This window comes from Vibrio gigantis (assembly GCF_024347515.1).
Lineage (GTDB): Bacteria > Pseudomonadota > Gammaproteobacteria > Enterobacterales > Vibrionaceae > Vibrio > Vibrio gigantis.
Genome location: NZ_AP025493.1, coordinates 1,130,435 through 1,156,746, shown reverse-complemented (window position 1 = coordinate 1,156,746; position 26,312 = coordinate 1,130,435). Strand labels below are relative to the sequence as shown.

The following is a 26,312-nucleotide window of genomic DNA, read 5'->3' as shown; positions in this document are numbered from 1 at the left end:
TCCAGCCGTTTGCAACTGCTCACGGGATCCTCAGTTTGGGTCAAGTGGGGCTGACGAGTACGCTTATTTGCTCTGCTCCCGAATGTCCTCTTTTAGATAAAACCGTTATTAGCAGCAAAGTTATCGTATTAAGTGTTTAAAGTTTATTTGGTTCACGTTCATACTGAATAAAGACGGCATAGCATGGAAATGAGGTAGGGCATTTGAAAAACACAATCGACTTAAATCTATATCGATTTTTGGACCTGCTTTATGAGCAACAATCTCAGGCGAAGGTATGCCATATTCTGGATATCAGCCGCGCAACGTTTAATCGTCATCTTTCTGATTGTCGAGACTTGTTTGCTAATGAGTTATTCATTGCGACCAAAGGTGTTTATACGCCGACCTTGTTCACCACTCAATTGATGCTAATGGTGAAAGAACCGCTGGAAAAGCTAGAGCAAGCGCAGCAAATATCGCAGTCGTTTATCGGTAACGATTCGAACATCGAATATGTTTTTCACGCAGCTAACCCACTGAGCACACTGTTTACGGTTCCTCTGTTGCAGGGGCTTACTAATGAGGAATCTAAGCCCAAAATCTCAATGATGGACTGGTCTTTGGATGGCGTTGAATTCCCCAAAGCAGGGACCTTAGCGATTGGTGTGTCGGGTTATCCTAATGAACTCAACGACCGCATTGTTGAGCGCAAAGTGGGTTCGTTGGAATTGTTTGCTTATGTGGCAGATGCACATCCTTTAGCCCCAAATGAAACCATCGACCTCACACAACTAGAAACCTATGATACGGTTCGTGTGTCTATGGGGTCATTGGACGGTAATTCATATTACGAGCGTTTGAAAAAACGCACAGGCTTGGTATTGGAGCAGAAACTGACTGTTGCATCGGTATCCTCCGCATTGGAATGTGTTCAAGTCAGCCAGTATGTCTACGTTGGCTTTGATATGGATTTGGCTTCAATCCCAAGTGGACTGAGCAAACGACCTGTTTTATTCAACGGAGAAGCGGTGACTTTTGATGTAGGTATTCAGTATCACCGTGCTTGTTATCAGCATCCTATAGTGAAGCGTATTGAACAGATCTTAAGTGAGAGCCTAGAAAACGGTCGATGAGCTGAAGGATGATGCAAAGAATGATAGAAACAAAAAACGCGCCGATGAAGGCGCGTTTTAGTTACTGTCTGCAGGTGCCTAATTGAACCTACAGAGTGTTACAGGTTAACTTCTTCAATGTCACTTGGCTTCCATGTTTGGTCATACCATGCTTCTTGTGGGCCATAGAGTCTTAGCACGGTAAACCAACCTTTGCCCGGAACGGTTTCTATCCAGTTAGCTTCTTTTCCTTTTGGAGCGGTAGGGCCAAAGTACAAATCCACTGAGCCATCTTCATTTTCAATAAAATCATCACGCTGGTTATTCTTACTTGGCAGCGGTTGACTGGTTTGCAGCTCTGAACGTGTTTGCGTGTCGTAAGCCACAACTGACCAGAAGTTTTTTGCTGGTACATTCGCTGGAATATTCAACTTATAGTGCTTACCACCATCGAAGTATTCACCGCCTTTCTCTTGGTCGATCAGCGCATATTGAGAGCCTTTTTCGATAAGCTTGAGGGCCATTGCTGGCGTATTCACCGTTGCAACATAGAAGAAATAAGAGCGTGCATCTAGGTTGCGTCCGCCTTCACCTTTATCCACTAGCCATTGGTAATCATTACCGATAAACGCTGTCTTCCATAGGCGATCTTCATAAATGTAAGCCTTCTTGTCTCTTGGTTGGAAGTACAGTGATCTTGCTGTTGCGTTACCGATTGCGACACCATCTTTCATTAGCTTTTGCATGCGCTCATCGGGTGCAAAAGGTTTGTTTTTTTGAATACCAATACTCGACATTAATCCGCGAAGTTCTGGGTCGATAAACGAGATTGGCTCTTTATCCAATACGGTTTTGATCTCTTTGTAGAAATGCTCGTCGTTCGCATGAATGGTATTGAACGGTTTGCCACTACCGGAGATGAACTCCATTTTCGGCTGATCATCTTTCTTCGCTAGTGGGTAGATCTTAAGCTTCTCTTTATATGCTTTCACTGCAGCATCGGTTTTACCATCTTTCAGGAATCCGCGAGCGATGAACCAGTTGGTGTAGCTGGTGGATTGCGAAACGAAGTAGCCTTCGGGCACTTCACCTTTATAGCCTGGAGGTAGAATCAGGTACTTACCCCCTTTACCTTTGTCAGGTCCGACAATGCCTAAGTCGGTTACAAAGCGAAAGAATGCATCATTGACAGTTGTCGGCCCCATACCTTCAGGCACTTCAATGACGGTTGGGCCATCTTTCTCAAGGTCTAGGAAAACCGAAGCATAAACGGTATCGGTGTTGCCCGTTAAAAACAGAGGATTCGAATCCATCAGGTTATCGAAAACCACCACTTGGTTTGATGATGTTGAACCAATCTCAGTATGTCCAATACGAAGTGCTTCAATTGAAGCCATTGGAATTGCATTGAGGAAAACTTCTGTTGAACGAAGCGTGTCTAGGTTGTCATACAGCTTTTGGGCGGTTTCAGGAGTTGGTGCACCATCTTTAAAGTTCAATTCACCGATGCTCGTTTGCACCGTATCTGGAGTCATGATGCTTAGTGGAATATCGGTATTGTAGTTTTCAGTCGCCAGTACTTGGTGTGAGATAAATATACTGCTCGCTAACGCTATTGCTTTCAGCTTCGACTTAATCATGATGTCACCTTTCAGTTTTGTTTCGATGTGCTTACTTTATGTTAGTCGAAAAAACATATCTGATACGCGGTAGGCTCAAAAATGAGAGTGTGTAGTTATTTATTGTGAAACCGTGGAGAGGAAAATCGATGGATGGTTATCCAGAGCAAAAAGCCCCTTTACTCAAACAGATCGTAAAGGGGAGAGAGCTACCACACGAAACGGTAAACTTAAAAACGCAGATTGAAACCTAGTTCGACACTGCCATCTGAACGAAATACATCTCCCGGACTAACGCGCTTTTGACCGAAGGTATATTTCACATAAGGCTCAACCCACTTAGGCTTCAGGGTAAACGTGACGTCTTGGCTGTTGTAATAACCTTTTGAACCCGTTAGTTGACGATCATGGCTGAATGAATAGGAAAAGTTCATAAATTCTGTGGGGGAGTAACTGGTACCAATCGTGTTTTTCCATTCGCGATTGGCATTATGAAGGTCAGTAAGTGAGAATTTTCGCCATTCATGTGATGTGTTCGCAAACACCATAATATTGTTCGTGATGGCGGTGCCGCCAAATAAACCGATGTCGTAGATATCGATTAAATCTGCTCGGCCATAACTTACGAAAGCTTCGGTGTAAAAGCTACCTAACATCAAACCATAACCAGTCCCTATTTCTAGGTAACCTTCAGAGTCAACTTCAGCACTGATGTTGATTTCCTCAGTTGCTTGAATAACTCCAGATACTGTTCCTATCCAGTTGTCTCCTGCCTTCGCAGTTTGAAAGCTTAAGCTGGGTTCGTGATAACTTAATGCTTGTAATTGATGGTCGTTTGCACATACAGCAAAGGGCATCAATAAAGTGATTAATATTCGTTTCATCGTGCTCTCAATTCTCAAATAAAAAGGAGCCGCTAATAAGCGGCTCCTTTGCTTTTATATTTATTATTTTTATTAGCTACGGCTAGCGCGGTCTTTTACAGCTTGCTTAATTTGCTGACGTTGTTCTTGAGATAAGCTTTGAACTTTTTCACGAAGTTCACGTGGATCCTTGTCTAAACCAAAGCCTGGGTCAACATTTTCGAAACCAGGGTCTATAATGCCTAGTGCGCCTTTAACATTGTCTTTTAAGTCTTGATTTGCTGAGCCCCAGATGATCTTTCCATCTTTATCAGTAACTAGGACTAGTTCACCACCATTGAATCCCTCAATAGTAATAACCACGCTATTTTTCATTTCTTCACGGTGTACATTTTTAACCAGTGAGCCATTGTCAAAACCTGGGTCCGTGTAAATTGGATTCTCTGGATCAGCTTCTACAGGGTGATCGATTTCCGGTTGAATTGGGTGCCCAATGCTAGGGGAATCCCAATTGATACGTTCAATTACGCCATCTGTAATTGTGACATCAACAGATTTACTGCCGTCAATAGAAGTGATTTGTACGTAGCCACCGTAGTTGATAACGTCAACCATAATAAGTTGGTCATTAACTCTGATTTGATATAAACCGCTACCGTCAGCATTCACATCGACAGGACGAGCTTCAGCTACTTCTTCGCCATTGAACTTGATGGTTCCATCTTCACTTACAAACCAAACATCCTTTGGGGTCACACCGTAATCTGGGTCAATTTCAATCGGGTGCTCTGGAAGCATAGGAATTCCGAAGCCTGGATCGATTGGCGTTTTGATTTCGGATGCAATCAGACGGCCATTTTCAACAGTGAGTACGACTTCGCCGCCGTGGTTACCGTGAAAGACGATCGTGTCACCTTCTTTCTGAATGTGACCAACAGTGTCACCATTTGCATTTTTAACTTCGTCGCCATCGGTGACGAAGATCATATCGTCAATAACAATAAGCGTGTTGCCATTGACCCCTTGAATCAATCTAGCTTGATGATTGCCCTCATCACCTTCAACCAATGCGATGTTGAAGTGCTCTCCTTGAATATGTTGAACATCCGCAATGCCGTCTTGGGCTGCTGGTGGATTGTCACTTGAACCAGAAGAAGAACAACCAGCTAGGAAAGAGGCTGCGATAAGTGTGCTTAATAGTTTTAGTTTCATGGTTTACTCTCAAATAATTGTTTAGGAACTTAAGTTGCTTCTTGCAGTGTTGTGTGGCGTTCCTAGCCGATGAGAGAAGTATATGGATTGAACAAAAAAGCCTCTAATCCCTTGATGGAATAGAGGCCTTTACTTTTGGTTATTAATGACACTGGATAAACAGTCCGATAACTACAGGTTATTATTGAGGATAGAGTCGAGAACTTTTTTAAGCCATAGGGTTGTAGGGCTATTACGGTTTTTATGGTGAAAATAGGCACACACTGTTGGCTGAATATCCGCGCTATCAAAGCGAATTTGAATTGCTCTGAGTGTGGTTTTTTGTTCAATTTCAAGAAACTTAGAAGCGGGAAACATCATATCGGAGTTCTTTACAACATCAATAACAGCTGATGGTAACTCTGAACGAAAGCCTATGTTTGCTTCTAGCCCTTTAATTTTTAGTATCTTTTCAGCAAGTGTGCGGTGGGAGTTCCAATCGATAGCAATTATAGTGGCTAGTTCGAAGTTTACGCCATCTTTCACTTCAATAAAATCACCGCTGTAAGGGTGGTCGTGTCTGACATAACCTTTAAAGCTGTCTTGCGTAATAGGTTGTTGAAGTAGCTCTTTCGGGGCGTGGGATATTTCGTAATTAAACCCTATGTGGACTTCATCATTGATAATTTCTGTCATGGTCGTTTTAGACCAGTTTAATAAATGAACCTCAACATTTGGCGCTTGGGTCCGGATCGCTTGGAACAATTTGCTGGAAATTGAGCTGAGAAGAAATGGCGATAGCGCAAGCTTGATTGGGCCTTGAAGCTGTTTTGGATCGAACTCATTACTGTTATTGAGTGCTGACGAGAGCTCATTCAAGATAGGTGAAATACTTTCGGCTAGCATGTTGGCATGTTCTGTTGCGCGCAACCCGTGGTGCGTTTTGACAAATAGTTCGTCGTCGAAATGGTCACGCAATCGTTGGAGGGCTTTACTTATCGCTGGTTGAGATACGAATAGGCGCTCGGAAGCTTTCCGCATATTTCGTTCTTGATGCAGGATAATAAAAGTTCGTAGTAGATTTAAATCCAAACTAGAAAATAGGTCTTTTGCCATATTGAGAACCCAAGTTTTATCGTTATTTAATAATAAGATGGTGTTCGGTCTAGAACAAATAGATATTTCGCATAGGTGTGACGCCAATAAAACAAAGCCCGCACTTGGCGGGCATATGAGTCGTAATCTAGATTTTTACTGCGTAACCGGATTGACTGTCTTGGACTGTCGGATTGCAAGAATCAGTTGTGGTAGCAGTGACATCACGATCATACCTGTCATTAGTGAATACTGCACAGGAGTAAACGATTCGCCCATCAACACCATACCTGTAACGATACCTGCCACTGGGTTCGCGATGCCACCGAAAGTGAAATCAACCACAGACATACGTTGTAATAACCACACATACATGCCGTAACCTAGAGCAGTGTTTAGCCCAATCACCCACATTAGCCCGATCGCATTACGAGTATCGAAATGAGTCACGGCATTAACATAAGGCTGCGGGTCGATAAAGGCATGAACGCCAGAAGCGACAGACAAAATCGTACCACCCAGAATTAGCTGCCATGTTAATACCTTCCACCAGTGCATGCGATTACCCAATGATTTGGTAATGCTACTGCCGATAACGATACACATGATAGCGGCGAACATTGCGCCCAACCCGATTGGGTTCAAAGCGATTTGGCTTGGGTTGAACAAGATCCACGCTAAGGTGATCAAGCCGATACCAGACAGGGCTTGAATCAAATGTGGGCGCTGTTTCTTCACTACCCAATGGAAGATCATTGCGAACACAGGTACAGAGATCATACCCACGCCCGAAATCGCTGAAGGCAGTGTCAGTGCCATCACGAAGATCAAACCAAAGAAAGTCGCGATGTTGATCAGGCCTAAAGTGAAAATGATTTGCCACTCGCCTTTTTTCGGCAGTGTTGGTTTTACCGCTAGCAATAACAAACCAGCAGGTAATGCACGCAAAGCACCTAGTAATAGTGGTGGCCACTCCTGTAGCGTAAATTGCGTCACTGCATAGGTTGTTCCCCAAAAGAATGCGGGGATCATTGCTAATAATATGTTCATCTGAAATATCTTTACGTTAAGATAACTATTGTGTGAACTGTATACTGAGAACTAGTGGTTGTAAAGTATCTTTATGTTAAACTAGTTTAAAGTAATCAGACTAATAACGGAGCTAGATTGCAAATGGATGCTATCGACCGCGTAGTAGAGCAATGGGCAAAGGAAAAGCCCGAATTAGAAACTGAGCCTATGGCAATGATGGGCCGGATTATGCGTATTGCCAAGTATATGGAGACACAAGTTGCCGAGCTTCATAAAAAATACGACATGAAACTAGGCGAATTTGATGTGCTAGCCACCTTGCGACGTTCTGGAAAGCCTTATCGTCTTACGCCCTCAGAGTTGATAGGTTCGATGATGCTGACATCAGGTGCGATGACCAATCGCCTTGATAAGCTAGAAGCCAAAGGGCTGATCAGTCGTGAGCACAGTAAAGAAGACAGACGTAGCGTGAGCGTTCAGCTAACCAAAGATGGTCTGATTCTGATTGACCAGATGATGACTGAGCATGTCGAAATGCAGAAAAAGCTGGTTAAATCTCTGTCTGCGAGCCAGAAGAAGAACACCAACCAACTACTAAAAACATGGTTGAGTGCTTACGAGTAATCTGCTTGCTGAACTTAGTGAATTGAACGAGCTTAATTTGGTTTGAAAACCGAAGTGATTGTGCTTCGGTTTTTTGTGTCTTCAATTTGGTGCCGTGCTATTTAGTATCGGTTAATTTGGGAACGGCACTGAGCCAGAAACCGAATAAGTTCCATCAATGTAATTCCATATTTTAGGACATCCTATTTAATACTTCCCGTTATCAATAGATGCCACCCATCAGTATATTTTTCGTATTCCCACAATACAGAGATTACTGAAATGAAACTTAAAATAGCCCTTAGCGCAGCACTACTAGTGACGTCATTTGCATCTCATGCAGAATTGAAAATGTCGATCAACGAACAAACCAATGGCGTCGTCGTCACGGTTTATCAAGATGGAGAACGCGTTCCTAATGCTCAGGTCACCACCAATATTCGCGGGCAACAAGTGACAGAAACATCAGACAGAGGACAAGCATTTTTCTACAAGGGAAATATCCCGAGGGTGTACCGATTTGAAGCAACCACACCTCAAGGAGAGAGTGTCCAACAAAGTCGATTTATCGGACGAGATAAATAGACTTCTCGGAGTGCCTAGCTAGGAGCAAGCTAGTGAGTTTGAGCCGATGCTCTCCAGCACTTCTCTAATTTTTTCAAAGCGAGTGTTTTTGCTTTCCCCATATTGCCTATTTGCCACGCGAGCACGATATCAACGGTTCTTGCGTGGCCAATTTCCACTAAACTTCCTGCTTCTAACTCGGCGGTTATAAGCTGTTTAGGCAGAGTTCCGATACCAAGGTTACGTTGAATTGCCGTTAACTTACTACTCATTGAGCTGACCGTACTGGTTTTTTGGTTTAGTAAGATGTTTTTGGTGATTTTAGGCGCTGACTTAGCGGTATCGGCAACCGCGATGATTGTGTGTTCACGTCGTGTGGATTCACTGAGTGGATTTGGCTCGTTTAAGATGGAGGCACTTTTCGCAGCCACCCAGATCATTTCTACACTGCCGATGGTTTTACTGTTTACGGTATTCGGTAGCTCGATATTGGGCATCGATGAGATGAGGATATCCGCTTTTCCTGAGATTAATGCCTCCCAACCGCCCGACAATATATCCTCTTGGACGTACAGTTGCGTGCTGCACTCCGTTGCCATATCAGCGATTAATGACAACGCAATGTCTTGTCCGATAATGCCGTCATAAGAAACAAACAGTTCGCTTTCCCAACCACTGGAGAAACGTTGTACTTGGTTTATGAGTTCATCTGATCCCGCTAGCAGCTGTCGGCCATTTTCCACCAACATTTGTCCTACCTGGGTAAACACGGCTCTGTGTCCTGATCGATCTAAGATCAAGATGCCGAGTTCGTCTTCCAACTTTTGAATTTGATAGCTCAATGCAGAAACGGATCGATTGAGGTGCGCAGAGGCTGACGAGTAAGTCCCTTCACGTTGTAGAACATCCAATATTTGTAAGGTGTCGAGCGGCAGTGTCTTCTTCAGAGTCTTCATAAAATCAATAAAATGGGGCAAGTGTTTCAATGAATTTAAGCTAATGGTAACAGCATTGAGGTTGTTGAATCTTCGGATTTAGTCAGTAATTTGTATGCGAGTATGTCTATTAAAATTTCAAACAAGTTGTTCTATTTTTCTCGTTATCATCTTAATGCTAAGTCGAATAACCTATCGGCAATGAAACTTATCAAGGCTTAGAACTATGAACACCAGATGGAACGATACACTGACTTTTTTCGCTCGTATTTTATTGGCTTACTTGTTTATTCAAGCGGGTTGGGGAAAGCTATTTAGCTATGAAGGAACGGCGGGATACATGGCTTCTCAAGGAGTCAGCGCTCACTTGTTGCCTTTGGTTATTTTGCTTGAACTCGGTGGTGGACTTGCGATTTTAGCTGGGTTTATGACTCGCTTTACTGCGCTGTCGATTGCGTTTTTCTCTTTAGTCTCTGGTGTTATGTTTCACTTCGACCCAAGTTCGTCGGGTCAAATGATTCATTTCTACAAAAACGTCTCTGTTGCTGGTGGGTACCTGGCTTTAGCGGTACTTGGTGCAGGATCGTTTAGTGTTGATTACTGGCTGTCTAACAAGTTGAAGCAAGACACGAAATGGGCGCGATTAGTGGCTTTTGTTCGTTAATGTCATTGATGCAGATTGATTCCCTACTAATAATAAAAACCGAAGCTCACAGGCTTCGGTTTTTGTCGTTTAAGAACTTAAGAACTTAAGAACTTAAGAACTTAAGAACGGCTAACTGGTGAATTAAGCTTGCAGCATTTCATCACTGAACAGTTCCGCGCACCCAATACCATTGATGGCGCAGCTTTCGTCTATATCTGAAATGTCACCGCTTACCCCAATAGCACCGAGTACCGTTTTATCCTTGTCTCGAATCAATAAGCCCCCTGGTACTGGCACCATATTACCGTGTGCGAGTACGTTTACGGCGGAGATAAATGCTGGTCTGGTGTCAGCATCTTGGGCGAGTTTTCTTGAGGAACAACCCAGTGCGAGTGCTCCCCATGCTTTAGCGATAGCGATGTCTGGTCGCATCATGCTAGAGCCGTCTTGACGTTGCAAAGAAATCAACTTGCCACCACTGTCTAAGACGGCGACCGTCAAAGGCTCGGTGTGGATCTTGTTTCCTGCTTTTAAGGTTCCATCTATGATGGTTAACGCTTGTTGTAGAGTCAAACTTCCCATGTTATCTCCTAGTTTTTCAAGGGGCATATGTACCAAGATCAGTCAGCCAATTGCTACTCATGTTCATGAATACCATTGACGGATTCAACTTGGTACAAGAGTCCTAACTGGACTCTTGTAGTAGCCCATAGCTGGGTAAAGTTAGGAAGGCAGCGAACTCATCGGCTGTAGAAAGTTGATAGAAAAGATCGGCTGTCTCTTCAAATCGACCAGCTGCATAACGCGAGTCTCCGACTTCATGTTTTATCGTGTCTAGCTCTTGGTAAAGCCAAGAGTGGAACAGTTGTTTGGTAAAAGTTTGGCCGTCATCAAGTGTGACTCCGTGGTGGATCCATTGCCAGATGTTGGCTCTTGAGATCTCAGCGGTTGCGGCATCTTCCATCAAACCGTAGATAGGCACACAACCGTAGCCTTGGATCCAAGCCTCAATGTAATAAAGCGCGATGCGTATGTTTTTGCGCACGCCCGCTTCGTCACGGCTTCCTTCACAAGGTTTCAATAGCGTATCTGCGTTGATCACATGCTCAGGGCTTTGGAAATCCATTTGGTTTACTTTGCCATCAAGGTGTTTATCAAAGATCGACATTGCTAAATCAACCAATGCTGGATGCGCTACCCACGTGCCATCGTGACCATTTTGAGATTCTCTTTGCTTGTCTTCGATAACCTTGGCGGTGACACGCGCCATCTCTTGAGGATCTTTTGCTGGAATGAAGGCTGACATACCACCCATTGCCAGTGCACCGCGTGCGTGACAAGTGCGAACCAACAGTTGGCTATACGCGTTAAGGAACTCTTGATCCATCCCGATCCCATGACGGTCAGGCAGGATGCGGTCTTTATGGTTCTTCAGCGTTTTGATGTAGCTGAAGATGTAGTCCCAGCGGCCGCAGTTCATCGCTACGATATGATCACGCATGGCATACAAAATCTCTTCCATCTGGAATACAGCAGGAAGCGTTTCAATCAAAACGGTCGCGCGAATGGTGCCTTTTGGTACGTGGAAATAGTTTTCGGTGAAGCTAAAAATATCGTCCCACCATTGTGCTTCTTCCATGTTTTCAAGTTTTGGAATGTAGTAATAAACTCCTAAACCTTGTTGTGCGCGTGATTGATAGTTATGGAAAAAGTACAAAGCGAAGTCCATCAAGCAACCACCGATAGGCTGATTGTTAAATTGGATGGACTGCTCTGGTAAATGAATGCCACGTGGACGAGCAATTAGTAGCGCTGGATCGTTATTTAACTGGTAATTCTTTTGCTTCTTTTCATCGAAGTAGCTAATGGTACCGAGGTTGGCGTCTCTAAGGTTGATTTGCCCTTCGACCATATTGGCCCAAGTTGGGGAAGACGCATCCTCAAAGCAACACATGAAGACCTTCGCGCCTGAGTTTAATGCGTTGATCACCATCTTTCTTTCGATTGGGCCGGTGATCTCTACGCGGCGATCCAGTAGCTCCGGTGGTGGTGGTGCTACTTTCCATTCTTTGTTTTGGCGAATGGAGATAGTGTCTTTTCTGAAATTGGGTAACTCACCCTCGTCGTATTGAGCCTGTTTTGTGTCGCGGTCACTTAGCAGGGCATGACGGCGATCTCCAAACTTATTCACGAGAGCTTCTAAGAATTTTAATGCATCTTTAGACAAGATCTCTTTGTACTCGGAGTTGTCCATATTCCCGAGTACCTGCATACACTGTACTTCTTCTCTCTCTTTTACGTCATTCATCATTGCTGTCTCCTTTAAACAATACGATGCTATTTTGTATACAAAATGCTCTTTTTAAGGATATTTATATTGCATAAATTGTAAACAAGCAAAGGGTATTTAACATTTATTTATCATTTGATCTTTTTGTAATTTATTTTTACGTAAAGATATTTTATGTAAAGCAATGAATTGTAAGCTTTTCAGGCTTATTTGCTGTTCAAGAGGATAGGTTGATGTAACAAAAATGTTTCAATCTGGGGTTGATAAATGCTGAGGATGATTCATAGTGTACAAAAGTTAGTTTAATTGTATACAATCTGAACTGGAGGTTCGAATGGCAATTATGAAAGCGATTGAAGCAGCGGTAGAAGTGCTTAAACGTGAAGGCGTAGACATCGCATTTGGTGTTCCCGGCGCAGCAATAAACCCTATGTATGCGGCTATGAAAAAGCTCGGAGGAATCGACCACGTCTTAGCTCGTCACGTAGAGGGTGCATCCCATATGGCTGAAGGGTACACGCGTACCAATCAAGGTAATATTGGTGTGTGTATTGGTACCTCTGGTCCTGCGGGCACGGATATGATCACGGGTCTGTATTCTGCATCTGCAGATTCGATTCCAATTCTATGTATCACAGGCCAAGCGCCACGTGCTCGTCTTCATAAAGAAGATTTTCAAGCGGTCGACATTGAATCTATCGCTAAGCCAGTAACAAAGTGGGCAACAACGGTGCTGGAACCTGCACAAGTGCCACGCGCATTCCAAAAAGCGTTTCATTTAATGCGTTCGGGTCGTCCTGGTCCAATCCTGATTGACCTGCCTATCGATGTTCAGCTGGCTGAAATTGAGTTTGATATCGATACCTATGAACCGCTAGAACCATATAAGCCACAAGCAACACGTGCGCAGGTTGAGAAAGCACTAACCATGATGTCTCAATCTGAGAAGCCGCTGATTGTATCTGGTGGTGGCGTAATTAACGCTGGCGCATCTGAGTTGCTGCAGCAGTTTGCAGAAATCACGGGTGTACCAGTTATCCCAACTTTGATGGGCTGGGGTTCTATCCCTGATGATCATGAATTGATGGCCGGCATGGTGGGGCTACAAACCTCTCACCGTTACGGTAACGAAACCATGCTCAACTCTGATTTTGTATTTGGTGTAGGTAACCGCTGGGCAAACCGTCATACCGGCTCTGTCGATGTTTACACCGAAGGACGCAAGTTTGTGCACGTTGATATTGAACCGACCCAAATCGGTCGAGTGTTCTGTCCCGACTTAGGTATTGTTTCTGATGCGAAAGCAGCACTTGAACTAATGGTTGAAGTTGCTCAAGAGTGGCGTGATGCAGGCAAGCTACCAAACCGAAATGCTTGGGCAAGTGAGTGTCAGGAACGCAAGTCGACCATGCTGCGTAAAACCAATTTCGATGAAGCTCCAATGAAACCAATGCGTGTTTATGAAGAGATGAACAAGGCATTTGGTCGTGACACTTGCTATGTGAGCACCATTGGTTTGTCGCAAATTGCTGCTGCTCAATTCCTGCATGTTTATAAGCCACGTAACTGGATCAACTGTGGTCAGGCTGGCCCTCTAGGTTGGACAACACCTGCGGCATTGGGTGTACGTGCGGCTGATCCGGATCGCGATATTGTCGCTATCTCTGGTGATTATGATTTCCAGTTCATGATCGAAGAACTGGCGGTAGGTGCTCAATTCAACCTGCCATACATTCATGTGTTGGTGAACAACTCATACCTAGGTTTGATTCGTCAAGCACAGCGCCAATTTGATATCGATTATTGTGTACAACTGGCGTTTGATAACCAGAATGCGCCTGAGCTTGAAGGCTACGGAGTTGACCATGTCGCGGTTGTGGAAGGCTTAGGTTGTAAAGCGATTCGAGTTCGTGAGCCTGAGCAAATTGCCGCTGCGTTTGAGCAAGCAAAAGAGCTGATGAATAAGCATAAAGTCCCGGTTGTTGTTGAGCTAATTCTTGAGCGAGTAACCAACATAGCAATGGGTGTCGAGATCAATGCCATCAATGAATTCGAACCGCTTGCCGAAAGCCGCGGCGATGCCCCTACAGCGCTTGCATACAAGTAGCTTTGTTGTACGTGTACCCGTTGAGCCAAAGCTTGGCTCAACGGAGAAGCTCCAAGAAATCGGAGCTTCATTAAGCAACCGTAGCCTCACTAAGCAGTCATAGTTTCAATATATAACGGTTTCTTTACCTAATAACCAGAGCTTCACCAAATAAAGAGTAAGGACAGAGTCATGGCAAAATTTGCAGCAAACTTGTCAATGTTATTCACGGAAGTTGATTTTATGGATCGCTTTGAAGCCGCAGCAGAAGCGGGCTTTCAGGGCGTGGAGTACCTTTTCCCGTATGCCTTTGAGGCAGACAAAATTAAAGAAAAGCTTGTCGCTAATAATTTAGAACAAGTGTTATTTAACCTACCAGCAGGGGATTGGGACGCCGGTGACCGTGGTATCGCGGTCGACCCAGCACGAGTCGAAGAGTTTCAAGCGGGTGTAGCTAAGGCGATTGCTTACGCTAAAGCGCTCGGTTGTACTCAAGTGAATTGTTTGGCAGGGATAGTTCCGCAAGGTGTGACCCAACAAGACGCGCAATCGGCGTTTGTGATTAACCTGCATTACGCAGCAAACGCGCTAGCTGCAGAAGGGATCAGCCTAGTGATTGAAGCGATCAACACGCGTGATATTCCGGGCTTCTTCTTAAATACCACTGAGCAAGCCAAAGCGATCATTAAAGAGGTAGGGAGCGATAACCTTTCTATCCAATACGATATTTATCACATGCAAATTATGGAAGGCGACTTAACGCCGACCATGCAACAAAACATTGGCCAAATCGCGCACGTTCAACTGGCTGATAATCCAGGTCGACACGAACCGGGGACGGGAGAAATCAATTACCCATTCGTGCTCAATTATCTTGATGAGCTTGGCTATCAAGGCTGGGTTGGCTGCGAGTATAAGCCAAAAACAACGACTACAGAAGGCCTTGGTTGGCTACACCAGTACCGTTAATTCCGTCTGGTAATCCTCAAACGTTAAGGAGAACAACATGTCTAAAATTGCATTTATCGGTACTGGCATCATGGGTAAACCTATGGCGAGTAATCTACAAAAAGCGGGCCACGATATCTTTCTATCAGACCACTTCAATGAAGCTCCTGCTGATCTGGTCGCAGCGGGCGCAACAGTCTGTCACTCACCCGCGGAAGCGGCAGAGGCAGCGGATGTCATTATCCTAATGGTGCCAAACACACCTCAAGTTGAAGATGTACTGTTTGGTAACAACGGAGTAGAGCAAGGCCTAGCAGCGGGCGGTGCGACTGGAAAACTGGTTATCGATATGAGTTCAATCTCGCCTATCGCGACTAAAGCCATTGCAGCGCGTATCAACGAAGGTGGCGCTTCTTACCTAGATGCACCGGTATCGGGTGGTGAAGTCGGTGCTATTAATGCCGCACTGACCATTATGGTGGGTGGCGAGCAAGACGCCTTTGACAAAGCTCGTCCGCTATTCGAAATCATGGGTAAGAACATCACGCTGGTGGGTGATAACGGTGCTGGCCAAACGTGTAAGGTTGCTAACCAGATCATCGTTGCACTGAATATTGAAGCGGTATCCGAAGCCTTGGTATTTGCCTCAAAAGCGGGTGCTGATCCAGCTCGTGTACGTCAGGCACTACTGGGTGGTTTTGCTAACTCTAAGATCCTGGAAGTTCATGGCGAACGTATGGTTGAAGGCACATTTGACCCAGGTTTTAGAATCTCGCTTCACCAGAAAGACCTGAACCTTGCGCTAACGGGCGCACAAGAGTTAGGTGTCGCACTACCGAATACGGCTAACGCTCAAGAGTTGTTTGGAGAGTGTGCCGAAATGGGCGGTGAAGGTTGGGATCACTCTGCGCTGATTCAAGCGATAGAGAAGCGTTCTGACCACTCAATTCGCTAATATCCGTAACGATTAATCCGTCTCAATTCATTGGCTTTTGTCGCTGTAGTAGCTTTGTTGCAAAGCTTTGTCGCTTCAGTAGGGGCTAAGGCCAATGAATCTGGGCTGCCATTACATGTAATGTCGAATTGTGAATCTACTTTGCGCCTTGACAGAGCTGCGATGTGCGAGCCCACAAGTTTCAAACAGTTTGTTTATAAATCGCGTAGTTTCGTCTCCTTTTATACGCGTTCCTGATACGAGGCAGAGGTTGAAGTTGTTCCTTTCCAACTTAATCTTAGCAGGCACCCTTTCGCCTTGTATCGGGGTTCTTTTTTTCTCCGTCAACTAAGGAGTGGCTGATGGACATTGATGCTAAGCAGTTTCTGCAAACCCTTTTCTCAAGTGCTGTAAATGAGGCACTACCAAAAAATCACATCGAACCTTTTCTACCTCAAGATATTTTTTATCGTTCTGCTAATCAAGCTGGGCGCACTGTCGTGATCGGAGCGGGAAAAGCTGCAGCGTCAATGGCGGCGGAGCTTGAAGCCGTATGGCAAACAAAGAAGCAACAAGATCTTGCACTGCGTGACCTTGAAGGTTTGGTCGTGACTCGCTATGAGCACACGGCCCCTTGCGAACACATTGAGGTGATTGAAGCGGCGCACCCAGTTCCAGACGCGATGGGTTTAGAAGTGAGTCAACGTATGTTGCAACTCGTCAATGATCTTAGCTCCGATGACACGGTGATCTGCTTGTTGTCGGGTGGAGGCTCTGCGCTATTGAGTCTACCGGGTGGCGATATCAGTTTGGCAGAGAAGCAACAAATCAATAAAGCGCTGCTTAAGTCGGGTGCAGCCATTGATGAGATGAATTGCGTTCGTAAGCATTTATCTTCAATCAAAGGTGGTCGACTTGCCAAAGCCGCCTACCCAGCAAGAGTTGTGTCTTTGGCAATATCTGATGTGCCGGGAGACGATATTAGTGTGATTGCCTCTGGCCCAACCGTACCTGACACCACCACTCGTTTTGATGCAATGGCAATCTTAGAACGCTACCAAATTGAAACACCACACTCGGCATTTGAATGGCTCAATAACCCTGAGTCAGAGACCGTTAAGCCGGATGATGTGTGTTGGAAGAATGCAGAGCATCATATTATCGCTACTCCAATGTCAGCATTAGAATCTGCCGCTGCAGAAGCTGAAGGTTTGGGGATCCCCGCTTACGTATTGAGTGACTGTATTGAAGGAGAAGCGCGAGAAGTGGCGAAGGTTCATGCTGCTTTGGCCAAACAAGTTGCTAATAATAAACATCCATTCGAGACGCCTTGCGTGCTGCTTTCAGGTGGTGAGACCACGGTGACGGTTAAAGGAAATGGTTGTGGCGGGCGAAATTGTGAATTCCTTTTAAGCTTGTATAACGAACTTAAAGGCCAAGACAATATATTTGCTCTGGCTGCCGATACTGATGGTATAGATGGTGTCGAAGACAATGCAGGGGCGTGGATAACACCTCAAACATGGCAGCAAGGTTCGAGCCAGTCTCTTAAAGCGCAAGACTACCTTGACGCGAACAACAGCTACGACTTCTTCAAACAAGTTGATGTGCTTCTTACGACAGGCCCAACGCTAACCAATGTCAATGATTTCAGGGCTATATTGATTTTGTAGTCTGAAAACTCGTTTGTTGTGAGTTGATCTCAGAGTGTTCAAATGGTCGCCGGTGTGCTGACATCAAGGCGGCCATTTTGATTTTATCGACGCTGTCAGTGTTTCGTCAGATGAGATAAGCGCTGGGGTTGAGTTATGGCATTATCTTCTGGACTAATGAAGCACGTTGATTACTATGGCTTAAGTAATGAGTTGTAAAGGATGCAATATGTCTAGGATCAGACAAAAGAATCAAGATTTAATCATCGAAGTCGCGTGCGAACAATTTGCGACCCATGGTTATGCTGCGACAAAAATGGCAGATATCGCTAAAGCTGCTGACATTCCCAAACCAAACGTATTCTATTACTTCAGTTCCAAAGATAAGCTCTACAATGCCGTGCTTGAAACTGTCACTCAGCCATTATTGGAAGCGTCTCGCCCAATTGAAGATCTCTGCGATCCTGTTGAAGCTTTATCTCAGTATATTCAGACTAAGCTCATCATTTCTCGCGACCATCCACACGCCTCTAAGGTATTTGCCAATGAAGTGATGTCGGGCGCTAAGGTGTTGCCAAAAGAGATCGGTGATGAGCTGTATAAGCAATCGCAGATGATCCTTGATAAATTCTCGACCTGGTCTGCACAAGGCTTGATGGATGAAGTTCCCGCACACCACCTCATGTTTACCATCTGGGCTGCAACCCAAACCTACGCTGACTTTGGCTGGCAGATTTGCAGCGTGATGCAGAAAGAGCAGCTTGATGACAAAGACTACGAAGAAGCCGCTGAGTTCATCACCCAGTTAGTGATTAAAGGTTGCGGTGTGAAAGGAAAGTCTTAGTTTTTTGCTTTTAGTTTATTGGGAAAGGACATCATTCGATGTCCTTTTTTGTATCTGGTGGTTATTAATGCGCTTGCTTTGCAAAGATTGCAGTGCAGCCCGCGGGATGTAGGCTCGTGTCCGACTGGGCGTTATCTATCAGTGTGGATGTCCAGCCGTAACTGTCTCCGATGCGTTTTACAATGATTAGGCCAAGGCCGTGTTCCGTTTTTGTATCATCATTCAGCCCTGAGCCAGTATCTGAAACCGAAATCGTGTTGGAGTTGATGGTCACTACAATCTTACCTTGTGTGGTAAATCGAATCGCATTTTCAATGTAGTTCTTTAATACCATATTCACCAAAGGGAGCGGCATGTTGAGCGTGGTGTTTGGCTCAACATTCAGAACTAACTCCACGCCTGCAGCTAGCATGCCGCGGTATTTCGATACATCGATAGATTCTTGGTTAATCGCTGTAAGTGTTTTATCTGTTGAAGAGTTCTCTTGCTTAACAATATTTAGTAGCACTTCAACAGTAGTACTCATGCCATTGGCGGCTCCAAGAATACGTTCTCGTTGCTTAGCTTGAAATACAGGATCATCGGGTTTCATGGCTTGCAATTCTGCTGCGCCAATAACAATTGAGATCGGTGTTTTCAATTCATGGCTAGCGTATTTCGCAAACATCATCTCTTGCTTGGCAAGTCTGTCTTTCATTGTCGAGTAACTGTTGAGGTGCGAGGTGAGCATCTGCAGCTCATCAACCGTGTGGTCAGGTACTTTGAAGTTGTCAGATTCATGTTTAGTGAGTTGAGTACTGAGGTCTGAAATGGGCACCATCAGTTGGTCAAATACTCGTTTTAACGTAAACCGCAATACAATGATCAGGCCGATCATCAACAGCGTAGAGATTGCCATCAATACGCCCCAACTGTCGTCCCACAGGTCCATATCAAAAGAGCTGATGGTGATGTAAGTCGGGATGGTTTCTCCTTGGTCTTCAAAAGCAAAGTGGTAGACGATAACCCCGGGAATAATAATATCTTCTTCGGAAAGCCTGATCTCAAAATGCTGTCGATCGACCGTTTCCAATGCCATTGGTGGAAGCCTTTTTAATTGGTCAGTAAAATCGGCTTCACCATAGTAGGCCGTTACGTTTTCCGACAGCTTGAGGCTGCCTTCTGGAGAAAGAAGGTGGTAAAACTGCTGTGCCACCCCCTTATATGATTTTAGGTGATTCTCGATTTGCGCCTCTTCTTGCCACACTAAACGTAGCGAGAAAACGAAAAAGACAATGCATGAAGAGACAAGTGCGATGACCGAAAACGTTCGCATAGTGCGGATTCTGACATCCTCAATTGAGTTGCCTAGCTTTGTGCGAATTTTCATGCGGATTGAGGCTCATTGTTAGACACGATTAATTGAAAACCGTGTTTAGGAATGGTCTTGAGCATAGGAAAATCGAAGGGTTTATCAAGCGCGTTTCGTAATAGGTAGATATGGCTGCGGAGCACATCTTTGTCTGGAATGTCATCCCCCCACAGCATATAGATCAAACTATCGCGAGTGACGACTCCACCTTGAGCTTTGACTAGCTCTCTCAAAATTTGAAACATGATAGGGGTTAGGTTGAGTGATTGACCACTTCTTGATGCGGTATGTGTTTTTTCATCGATGATCACTTCACCAAAGCTCAACGACTTTTTGGCGACCAAGCCTTTATTGCGTTTTATCAGTGCTGACAGGCGAGCTTCTAATTCAGGAAACTTGAACGGTTTGGTTACGAAGTCGTCGGCACCTGAATCAAAGCTACTTAATAGGTCTTCTTGGCCATTCAATGCTGTTAGCATCAATATTGGGGTGGTTACACCATTTTGACGTAACTTAGACGCCACTTGCATCCCGTCAAGTTTGGGCAGCATTACATCGAGAACGATAGCGTCGAAGTCGTTTTCCTTCGCAAGTTTGAAGCCTTGCTCACCATCAGAAGCGAAGTCTGCAACGGCCTCTTTTACTTCTAAGAAGTCGGCAATAATGCCTTGTAGTTCGATATTGTCTTCAACAACCAAAATACGACTGCGTTCAAGCATTGCTCTGCTCCCACCTCAAATATACGGTCAGTAAAAATGTAGCCTATCCAAAATTATGTCGAATTTATGTCTAATTGATAGTGTTGCGCACAAAAATACAACGCCGTCAGATTATTTTTCATTGTCGAACCGACTTCGACTTTAATTCGACAAAGCGAATTCAACAATAGTTCACATCAATAGGTGAGGGTTGAATTATGAACACTAAAATTATCGCGCTTGCAGTTCTTCTGGGAGTCTCCACAACTCAAATATCAATAACTCAAGCAACGGAGTTAATCGGACATGTTCAAGGTTTAAATAAACACAGTGTCGTGGCAGAGGTGCCCGGTGTGGTTGAGATGAATAACCTTGAAGTGGGTGATGCGGTAAACCAACAACAGATACTGGCTCAGATAAAAGCCGATGATTTTAAGTTTAGCGTGAACAAAGCCAAAGCAAACCTAGCTCTGGCTGAGGCGGATCTCGCATTGCGCAAAGCGACCTACAACCGTTATCAAGCACTCATCAAGAAGAACAGCCTCTCATTAGGAGAGTTAGACACTGCGCGCGCAGAGTTTCTTAGCGCCAAAGCCGCGGTTTCCGTCGCTAAAATTGAATACCAACAATCGCAAGTGGATCTTGAAAACACTCAGATTGAATCCTTAATTTCGGGTTACATCTCCAATAAACCTGCGCAATCAGGCGCTTGGGTTAGCGAGGGGGATTTACTTTATGAAGTGGTCAATATCGATAAGGTGACTCTGTCATTCATGGCGAGTGAGTATGACTTAAAGCATTTTACCGTTGGTCAGGAAGTGGTGGTGTGGTCTGAAACTAACCCTGAAATCAAGATGGAAGCGAACGTGCAGCGCATTGGCGTCGAGATGCAAAACTCAACCTATCCGGTACTCGTAGAAATCACCAACCAAGGCCATCAGTTCAAACCGGGCATGTCGGTTTATGCCTCGACCGACCTTTCTATGCAAAGCATGATAACCGCTCAAACAAAATCGAATCAAATTGCATCAAATGAAGGAAAAGGGCTGTAACAATGAACTTTCTAGCATACTTCGCCAAACGTCAGTTCTTGGCTCGTATCATCACGGTTATGGTGCTGTTAACCGGTGCTATGTCGTTAATGCAGCTCAATTTACAAGAGTACCCAGATGTTGCGATGGACACCGCAGAAATTGAAACAATCTATCCCGGTGCAACGGCTCAAGACATCGAATTAAACATTACTAACCCAATAGAGAAAGAGCTTCGCTCAGTGGATGGTATTGCGTATTTTTCGTCTGAATCTTCAGAAGGGCGGTCTTTCATTGAGGTTGAATATCTGCCCGGTGAAGATGCCGCAGTGATCTTACGAGACATTCAACAAGCGGTCGATCGAGTGGGTAATCTGCCGAAAGATATTGATTCGCCGCCAGTAGTGACTCAACAGAAAACCTCTTCTTTGGATGTGTACCATTTTGGTGTCAGCCTAGCGGGTAACAATATAGATTCGGCGTCTTTGCAGCACTACGCCTATCAGTTAGAAAAGAAAATCAACAACCTTGGCGGTGTTGGTTCTATCACTATGTCTGGCTTTAATGAGCGAGAGTTTTGGGTTGAGGTCGATCCTGAAAAAGCGCGTCGTTATCAAGTTGCTTTCGACGATATCAGCACCGCGATAGAGCAGCACAACCTGTCGCAATCGGGCGGCTTTGTTGAGTCGTGGAGTCAAGAACAGAAGATCGTCACCATGACCAAAGTGGAGTCGACGGATGATGTGTCTAACATCGTGATTAAGGCATTGGATTCTGGTCAAGTTGTGCGAGTTTCTGATGTCGCGACAGTGATTGATACCTTTGCTCGAGCAACGCAAGATCCAGTCATGAGCGGCAAGCCTGCAGTCATTTTCTCTATCACCAATAGCGGCAGTGCCGATGTGATCGCAACTATCGATAGCATCAAGGCGTTGTTGGACAAAGAGAGCGAGCGCATTGGTGACCAATTCATTTTCCAGACAAGCCTAGATCTTGGTAAAGACATGGGCGAGAAGTTCTCTATCGTGGCAACCAACGGTGCAATAGGGTTAGTGTTAGTTCTACTGATCTTGAGCATGATCTTGCAGCGTCGCGTGGCTTTCTGGGTATCAGTCTCTATCCCATTTTGTGTGTTTGGCGTGATGATGGTTCTGCCAATCATGGGGCTGAATTTAGACAGCATTACATTGGCTGCGTTGTTGTTGGTGATCGGTATTATCGTCGACGACTCAGTGATCATTGCTGAGAGTATTTTCCAAGAGAAAGAAGCCGGTAAAAAAGGCGTCGATGCTGCGGTGTCGGGGACTTTAAAAGTGATTAAGCCATTGATGGCAAGTTTAGTGACGACCGCCTTGGTGTTTATTCCTATGATGTTCATTCCAGGAACCATGGGCAAAGCTGTCGCAGTGATTCCAATTACGGTTATTGCAGCATTAGTGTTCTCATTTATCGAATGTACGTTAACTCTACCTGCTCACTTATCTTCTGCAAAAGAGAACAGCAAAAAAGTCGAAGAAAAAGATCGTTTTGAATGGGTTTCTAACCAATATCGTTCATTGCTGAATGTGGCACTCAACTACAAAAAATCGGTTATCGCATTGGCCATCGTTGGTTTCGTCGCTTCAGGTTATTTAGTCTCTTCGTTAAAAGTGGATATCTTCCCGACAGAAGCAGGTAAATACATTGATGTGTATACCGAAGTAAAGGCCGGAACTCCGCTATCCCAAGTGCGAGAGGCTCATCAAGTTATTGAACAAGCGATTGAATCTCTGCCTGAAACCGAGCTAGTCAGCTATGAACTGACTTACTCGTCGCCAGTATCACAAGGTATCATCAATCTAACGAACTTTGACCAACGTAGCCGTTCTGCTGAACAGATTATTGCTTCACTGAATGAAGAGTTGGCGTCGTTGTCTGATGAGATGTTTATTAAGTTCTCAATTGATGCTGGTGGTCCGCCTCCGGGTGACCCAGTTGAAGTCCGCGTGCTTGGCGGAACGGAGAGCGAGCGCAACCAAACGGTTGATTTGGTGATGGCTTGGTTAGAAGACTACCAAGGGGTAACCAACATTAATCACAGTGAAGCTCTGAAAGATCCCCAGCTTAATATTGTTCCTCAGTATCACTGGTTGGCGAAATACAACCTAACGGTGACTGATCTATCGAATGCTCTGCGTGTCGGGTTTGATGGTAACAGCGTGACATCCACCTGGCTTGGTGACCAAGAAGTCGATATTCGAGTGGTATTGGACGAGCAGTTCCGCGATATAGAGAAACTGAAAACCACTAAAATTTACACGACAGACGGACAACAAGTGCCACTGAGCCGCTTGGCCATGGTTGAGCAGATTGAAATCCCACGTCTTATCAAACACTACAATGGTGAGCGCGAGGTGACAGTTTCTGCGGGGTTGTCTGACGAGAATATCAGCTCTGTCGCGCTAGCCGATGAGTTAGTTACTGAACTCGCGGGACAATACCCAGCAAGTGTGACCATTAATGTTGGTGGCGAGGCGGAAAGCACCAATGAAACCATGAGCGGTTTTATGGTGGTGTTCCCTGCGGCGATGGTGGCGATCTACTTTGTATTGGCGGTGATGTTCAACTCACTACTGCAACCATTACTTATTATGGCAGTTATCCCGTTTGCGATCATGGCTTCACTGATGGCGTTAGTCGTACACATGCAGCCGATGTCTCTGTTTGGACTGATTGGCGTACTTGGAATGACTGGAGTTGTGGTCAATAACTCTTTGGTTCTGATTAACAGGATCAACGAGCTAAGAATCGAAGGATTGAACGCGATAGACGCCGTGACGCAAGCTGCCGTCAGCCGCCTACGTCCAATTGTCATGACCTCTCTGACCACAGTAGCTGGCTTGCTACCGCTCGCTTATGGGCTAGGCGGAACGGATGTGTTTATGGGGCCAATGTCGCTCACATTAGGCTATGGTTTGTTGTTCTCGTTGCCAGTTGTACTCTTGGTGATTCCTGCGATGTATGCGTTATTCTTTGCAAAAGGAACGCCTTCGCCAGTTAAGGATAATGTGCACGCAGAAGCCACCTAGTACGCTAACATCAACGAGTCTTGAAGCTCGGATTTGTGACCTGTTGTGCAATTACATATTTATCTTGAATCTGGCTCGATTAGGTATGCCATTTCATTTAAATAACAGGTTATAGTGTCGCGAAAATTAGCGGCACTTATTCTTCTGAAAAGCGAAAAGCGAAAAGCGAAAAGCGAAAAGCGAAAAGCTGAAAACTTAAAGTGAAGCTCCTAACAATATTACACGCACAACATATAGGTTTAGCAATGACGCTTAAAAGCTTGGCATGCACCATTAGCGCAGTTTTACTGGCTGGCTGTGGTTCGACAGTGGCAACTCAAACATACAACGCCGATCTGATTATCACTAATGGACAAGTCCTGACTATCAACTCTGAAATGGATGTGATTGAAGATGGTGTTGTCGTCGTTAAAAACGACCAGATCATCGCAGTAGGTAATGAGGGTTTGATTACTCAATATCGCGCTGAAAAGGTGATTGATGCTCAAGACGGTATTGTTATGCCAGGCATGGTCAATGCTCACAACCACCTTCCTATGATTGCGTTTCGCGGTTTAGGCGAAGAGGGTATTTCCAACCGATTGTTCGCTTACTTTTTCCCGCTTGAAGCCGAAAAGCTAAGCCGTGAACTGATTTATAACGCGACTAAGCTTGGTTCTATCGAGCTGGCACAAAGCGGTGTCACGACTTATGCCGATATGTATTACCACATGGATGAAATGGCAAAAGCGACCAAAGAAGTTGGCCTGCGTGCCGTGTTGGGTGAAACCGTGATTAAGTTCCCAGTGGTTGATGCGAAAGAACCTTATGGTGGCATCGATTATGCCAAAGGCTTCATTGAGCAGTACCAAAATGATGAGCTGATTACGCCTGCTTATGCACCACATGCTGTGTACACGGTGAGCAAAGACAAGCTGCAAGAGATCAACAAGCTGTCTGCTCAATACGATGTGCCAGTGTTAATTCACGTTGCTGAGTTTCCGAACGAAGAGAAGCGCATCAAAGATGAAACTAAAGCAACATCCCCAGTCGAATACATGGATGAAATTGGTGTGCTGGACGAGCGCGTAGTCATTGCTCACGGTATCCACCTTTCAGAGAACGATCAAAAGCTTCTAAAACAAGCTGACGCAGGGATCTCATACAACCCAATGGCGAACGCTAAAGGCGCAACCGGAATCGCACCGGCATGGGATATGTACCGTGCTGACATGCGAGTAGGCTTGGGAACAGATGGCCCAATGAGCTCAAACCAAGTCGATATCATGCGCACCCTAAGCTATGCAGCGAACATGCAACGCTTGAAGCACTCTGATCGCACTATCATGATCCCTGAACAGGTTATTGAGATGGCAACCTTAGGTGGCGCTAAAGCTCTACACATGGAAGACCAAATTGGCTCTCTGGAAGTAGGTAAAAAAGCGGACATCGTGATTGTCGAAACACAATCAGCGAACATGATGCCAAGCTATGACCCATACGCGACCTTGGTTTATCAAGCGAACCCGAGCAACATCGACACGACGATTGTTAACGGCCAAATCGTAATGGAAAACCGCGTAATGCAAACTGTTCAACTGGATGACATTCGCCAGAGTGTCGTTGAGTTTGAAGCCGACATTACCGAGTTTGCGAAAGAGCTTTCTAAGAAGGCGATTAAGTCTAAAAGTTTGATGGATTAGGACGCAAACCTGATTCTAAAAATCGAATAAAAATAACAAGGCCGACATTACGTCGGCCTTTTTGTTTTCGTGTTACTTAGATAACA

General features: G+C 45.0%; 22 protein-coding genes. 12 read left to right on the top strand and 10 right to left on the bottom strand.

Going from position 1 to position 26,312, the window contains the following annotated elements:
* The first annotated feature begins 203 nt into the window (after positions 1–203).
* Positions 204–1,115 carry a LysR family transcriptional regulator gene (locus OCV56_RS21280; RefSeq protein WP_086714521.1) on the top strand — a complete coding sequence of 304 codons (912 nt, stop codon included), beginning with the start codon at positions 204–206 and terminating at the stop codon, positions 1,113–1,115.
* 98 nt (positions 1,116–1,213) lie between these two features.
* Here OCV56_RS21280 and OCV56_RS21275 read toward each other — a convergent pair whose 3' ends face one another.
* The 5 genes from OCV56_RS21275 to OCV56_RS21255 all read right to left on the bottom strand — a co-directional run bounded on the left by OCV56_RS21275 (position 1,214) and on the right by OCV56_RS21255 (position 6,912).
* Positions 1,214–2,734, bottom strand: coding sequence for a DUF1254 domain-containing protein (locus OCV56_RS21275; protein WP_086714520.1), 1,521 nt, complete (start codon positions 2,732–2,734; stop codon positions 1,214–1,216).
* Between the two features lie 209 nt (positions 2,735–2,943).
* Entirely contained in the window at positions 2,944–3,597 is a 654-nt protein-coding gene (locus OCV56_RS21270; protein ID WP_086714518.1) for a hypothetical protein, read from the bottom strand.
* 72 nt (positions 3,598–3,669) lie between these two features.
* Positions 3,670–4,788: a hypothetical protein gene (locus OCV56_RS21265; protein ID WP_086714516.1), complete on the bottom strand. Its 1,119-nt coding sequence runs from the start codon at positions 4,786–4,788 to the stop codon at positions 3,670–3,672.
* A gap of 171 nt (positions 4,789–4,959) precedes the next feature.
* Positions 4,960–5,883, bottom strand: coding sequence for a LysR family transcriptional regulator (locus OCV56_RS21260; protein ID WP_086714515.1), 924 nt, complete (start codon positions 5,881–5,883; stop codon positions 4,960–4,962).
* Positions 5,884–6,018: 135 nt separating this feature from the next.
* The gene (locus OCV56_RS21255; protein WP_086714513.1) at positions 6,019–6,912 is read right to left on the bottom strand and encodes a DMT family transporter; all 894 of its coding nucleotides are present in this window, start codon (positions 6,910–6,912) and stop codon (positions 6,019–6,021) included.
* A 123-nt stretch (positions 6,913–7,035) separates the two neighbouring features.
* Here OCV56_RS21255 and OCV56_RS21250 point away from each other — a divergent pair, with 123 nt between their 5' ends.
* Positions 7,036–7,518: a MarR family winged helix-turn-helix transcriptional regulator gene (locus OCV56_RS21250; RefSeq protein ID WP_017054932.1), complete on the top strand. Its 483-nt coding sequence runs from the start codon at positions 7,036–7,038 to the stop codon at positions 7,516–7,518.
* A 261-nt stretch (positions 7,519–7,779) separates the two neighbouring features.
* Positions 7,780–8,082: a hypothetical protein gene (locus OCV56_RS21245; RefSeq protein ID WP_086714512.1), complete on the top strand. Its 303-nt coding sequence runs from the start codon at positions 7,780–7,782 to the stop codon at positions 8,080–8,082.
* Positions 8,083–8,111: 29 nt separating this feature from the next.
* Here the strand turns inward: OCV56_RS21245 and OCV56_RS21240 are convergent, their stop codons facing one another.
* A complete protein-coding gene (locus tag OCV56_RS21240; protein ID WP_086714510.1) occupies positions 8,112–9,017 on the bottom strand; it encodes a LysR family transcriptional regulator in 906 nt (301 codons plus the stop codon).
* 205 nt (positions 9,018–9,222) lie between these two features.
* On the opposite strand from OCV56_RS21240, the gene OCV56_RS21235 reads away from it, so the two are divergent.
* On the top strand, positions 9,223–9,660 hold the full coding sequence (locus OCV56_RS21235) for a DoxX family protein (protein WP_086714508.1): 438 nt from the start codon (positions 9,223–9,225) through the stop codon (positions 9,658–9,660).
* A 123-nt stretch (positions 9,661–9,783) separates the two neighbouring features.
* Here OCV56_RS21235 and OCV56_RS21230 read toward each other — a convergent pair whose 3' ends face one another.
* Positions 9,784–10,224 (bottom strand): GlcG/HbpS family heme-binding protein, encoded by a 441-nt coding sequence (locus OCV56_RS21230; protein WP_060980973.1) that lies wholly within the window; start codon positions 10,222–10,224, stop codon positions 9,784–9,786.
* A gap of 103 nt (positions 10,225–10,327) precedes the next feature.
* Positions 10,328–11,953: a malate synthase A gene (gene aceB, locus OCV56_RS21225; RefSeq protein ID WP_086714507.1), complete on the bottom strand. Its 1,626-nt coding sequence runs from the start codon at positions 11,951–11,953 to the stop codon at positions 10,328–10,330.
* Between the two features lie 313 nt (positions 11,954–12,266).
* Here aceB and gcl point away from each other — a divergent pair, with 313 nt between their 5' ends.
* The 5 genes from gcl (at position 12,267) to OCV56_RS21200 (ending at position 18,396) form a co-directional block, all read left to right on the top strand.
* Positions 12,267–14,039, top strand: a complete 1,773-nt coding sequence (gcl, locus tag OCV56_RS21220; RefSeq protein ID WP_086714505.1) for a glyoxylate carboligase — start codon at positions 12,267–12,269, stop codon at positions 14,037–14,039.
* A gap of 171 nt (positions 14,040–14,210) precedes the next feature.
* Entirely contained in the window at positions 14,211–14,987 is a 777-nt protein-coding gene (gene hyi / locus OCV56_RS21215; protein WP_086714503.1) for a hydroxypyruvate isomerase, read from the top strand.
* 37 nt (positions 14,988–15,024) lie between these two features.
* A complete protein-coding gene (locus OCV56_RS21210; protein ID WP_086714501.1) occupies positions 15,025–15,921 on the top strand; it encodes a 2-hydroxy-3-oxopropionate reductase in 897 nt (298 codons plus the stop codon).
* 341 nt (positions 15,922–16,262) lie between these two features.
* Complete coding sequence (locus OCV56_RS21205) at positions 16,263–17,573, top strand: glycerate kinase type-2 family protein (protein WP_086714499.1); 1,311 nt, start codon at positions 16,263–16,265, stop codon at positions 17,571–17,573.
* Positions 17,574–17,781: 208 nt separating this feature from the next.
* Positions 17,782–18,396, top strand: a complete 615-nt coding sequence (locus OCV56_RS21200) for a TetR/AcrR family transcriptional regulator (protein ID WP_086714498.1) — start codon at positions 17,782–17,784, stop codon at positions 18,394–18,396.
* Between the two features lie 64 nt (positions 18,397–18,460).
* Here the strand turns inward: OCV56_RS21200 and OCV56_RS21195 are convergent, their stop codons facing one another.
* Both OCV56_RS21195 and OCV56_RS21190 read right to left on the bottom strand, forming a co-directional pair.
* Entirely contained in the window at positions 18,461–19,711 is a 1,251-nt protein-coding gene (locus OCV56_RS21195) for a sensor histidine kinase (protein WP_086714895.1), read from the bottom strand.
* A gap of 50 nt (positions 19,712–19,761) precedes the next feature.
* A complete protein-coding gene (locus OCV56_RS21190) occupies positions 19,762–20,466 on the bottom strand; it encodes a response regulator transcription factor (protein ID WP_086714496.1) in 705 nt (234 codons plus the stop codon).
* A gap of 197 nt (positions 20,467–20,663) precedes the next feature.
* Between OCV56_RS21190 and OCV56_RS21185 the strand changes: the two genes are divergently transcribed.
* The 3 genes from OCV56_RS21185 (at position 20,664) to OCV56_RS21175 (ending at position 26,226) form a co-directional block, all read left to right on the top strand.
* The gene (locus OCV56_RS21185) at positions 20,664–21,497 is read left to right on the top strand and encodes an efflux RND transporter periplasmic adaptor subunit (protein ID WP_086714494.1); all 834 of its coding nucleotides are present in this window, start codon (positions 20,664–20,666) and stop codon (positions 21,495–21,497) included.
* A gap of 2 nt (positions 21,498–21,499) precedes the next feature.
* Positions 21,500–24,544, top strand: coding sequence for an efflux RND transporter permease subunit (locus OCV56_RS21180; protein ID WP_086714492.1), 3,045 nt, complete (start codon positions 21,500–21,502; stop codon positions 24,542–24,544).
* Positions 24,545–24,789: 245 nt separating this feature from the next.
* A complete protein-coding gene (locus OCV56_RS21175; RefSeq protein WP_086714490.1) occupies positions 24,790–26,226 on the top strand; it encodes an amidohydrolase in 1,437 nt (478 codons plus the stop codon).
* Positions 26,227–26,312: the final 86 nt, after the last annotated feature.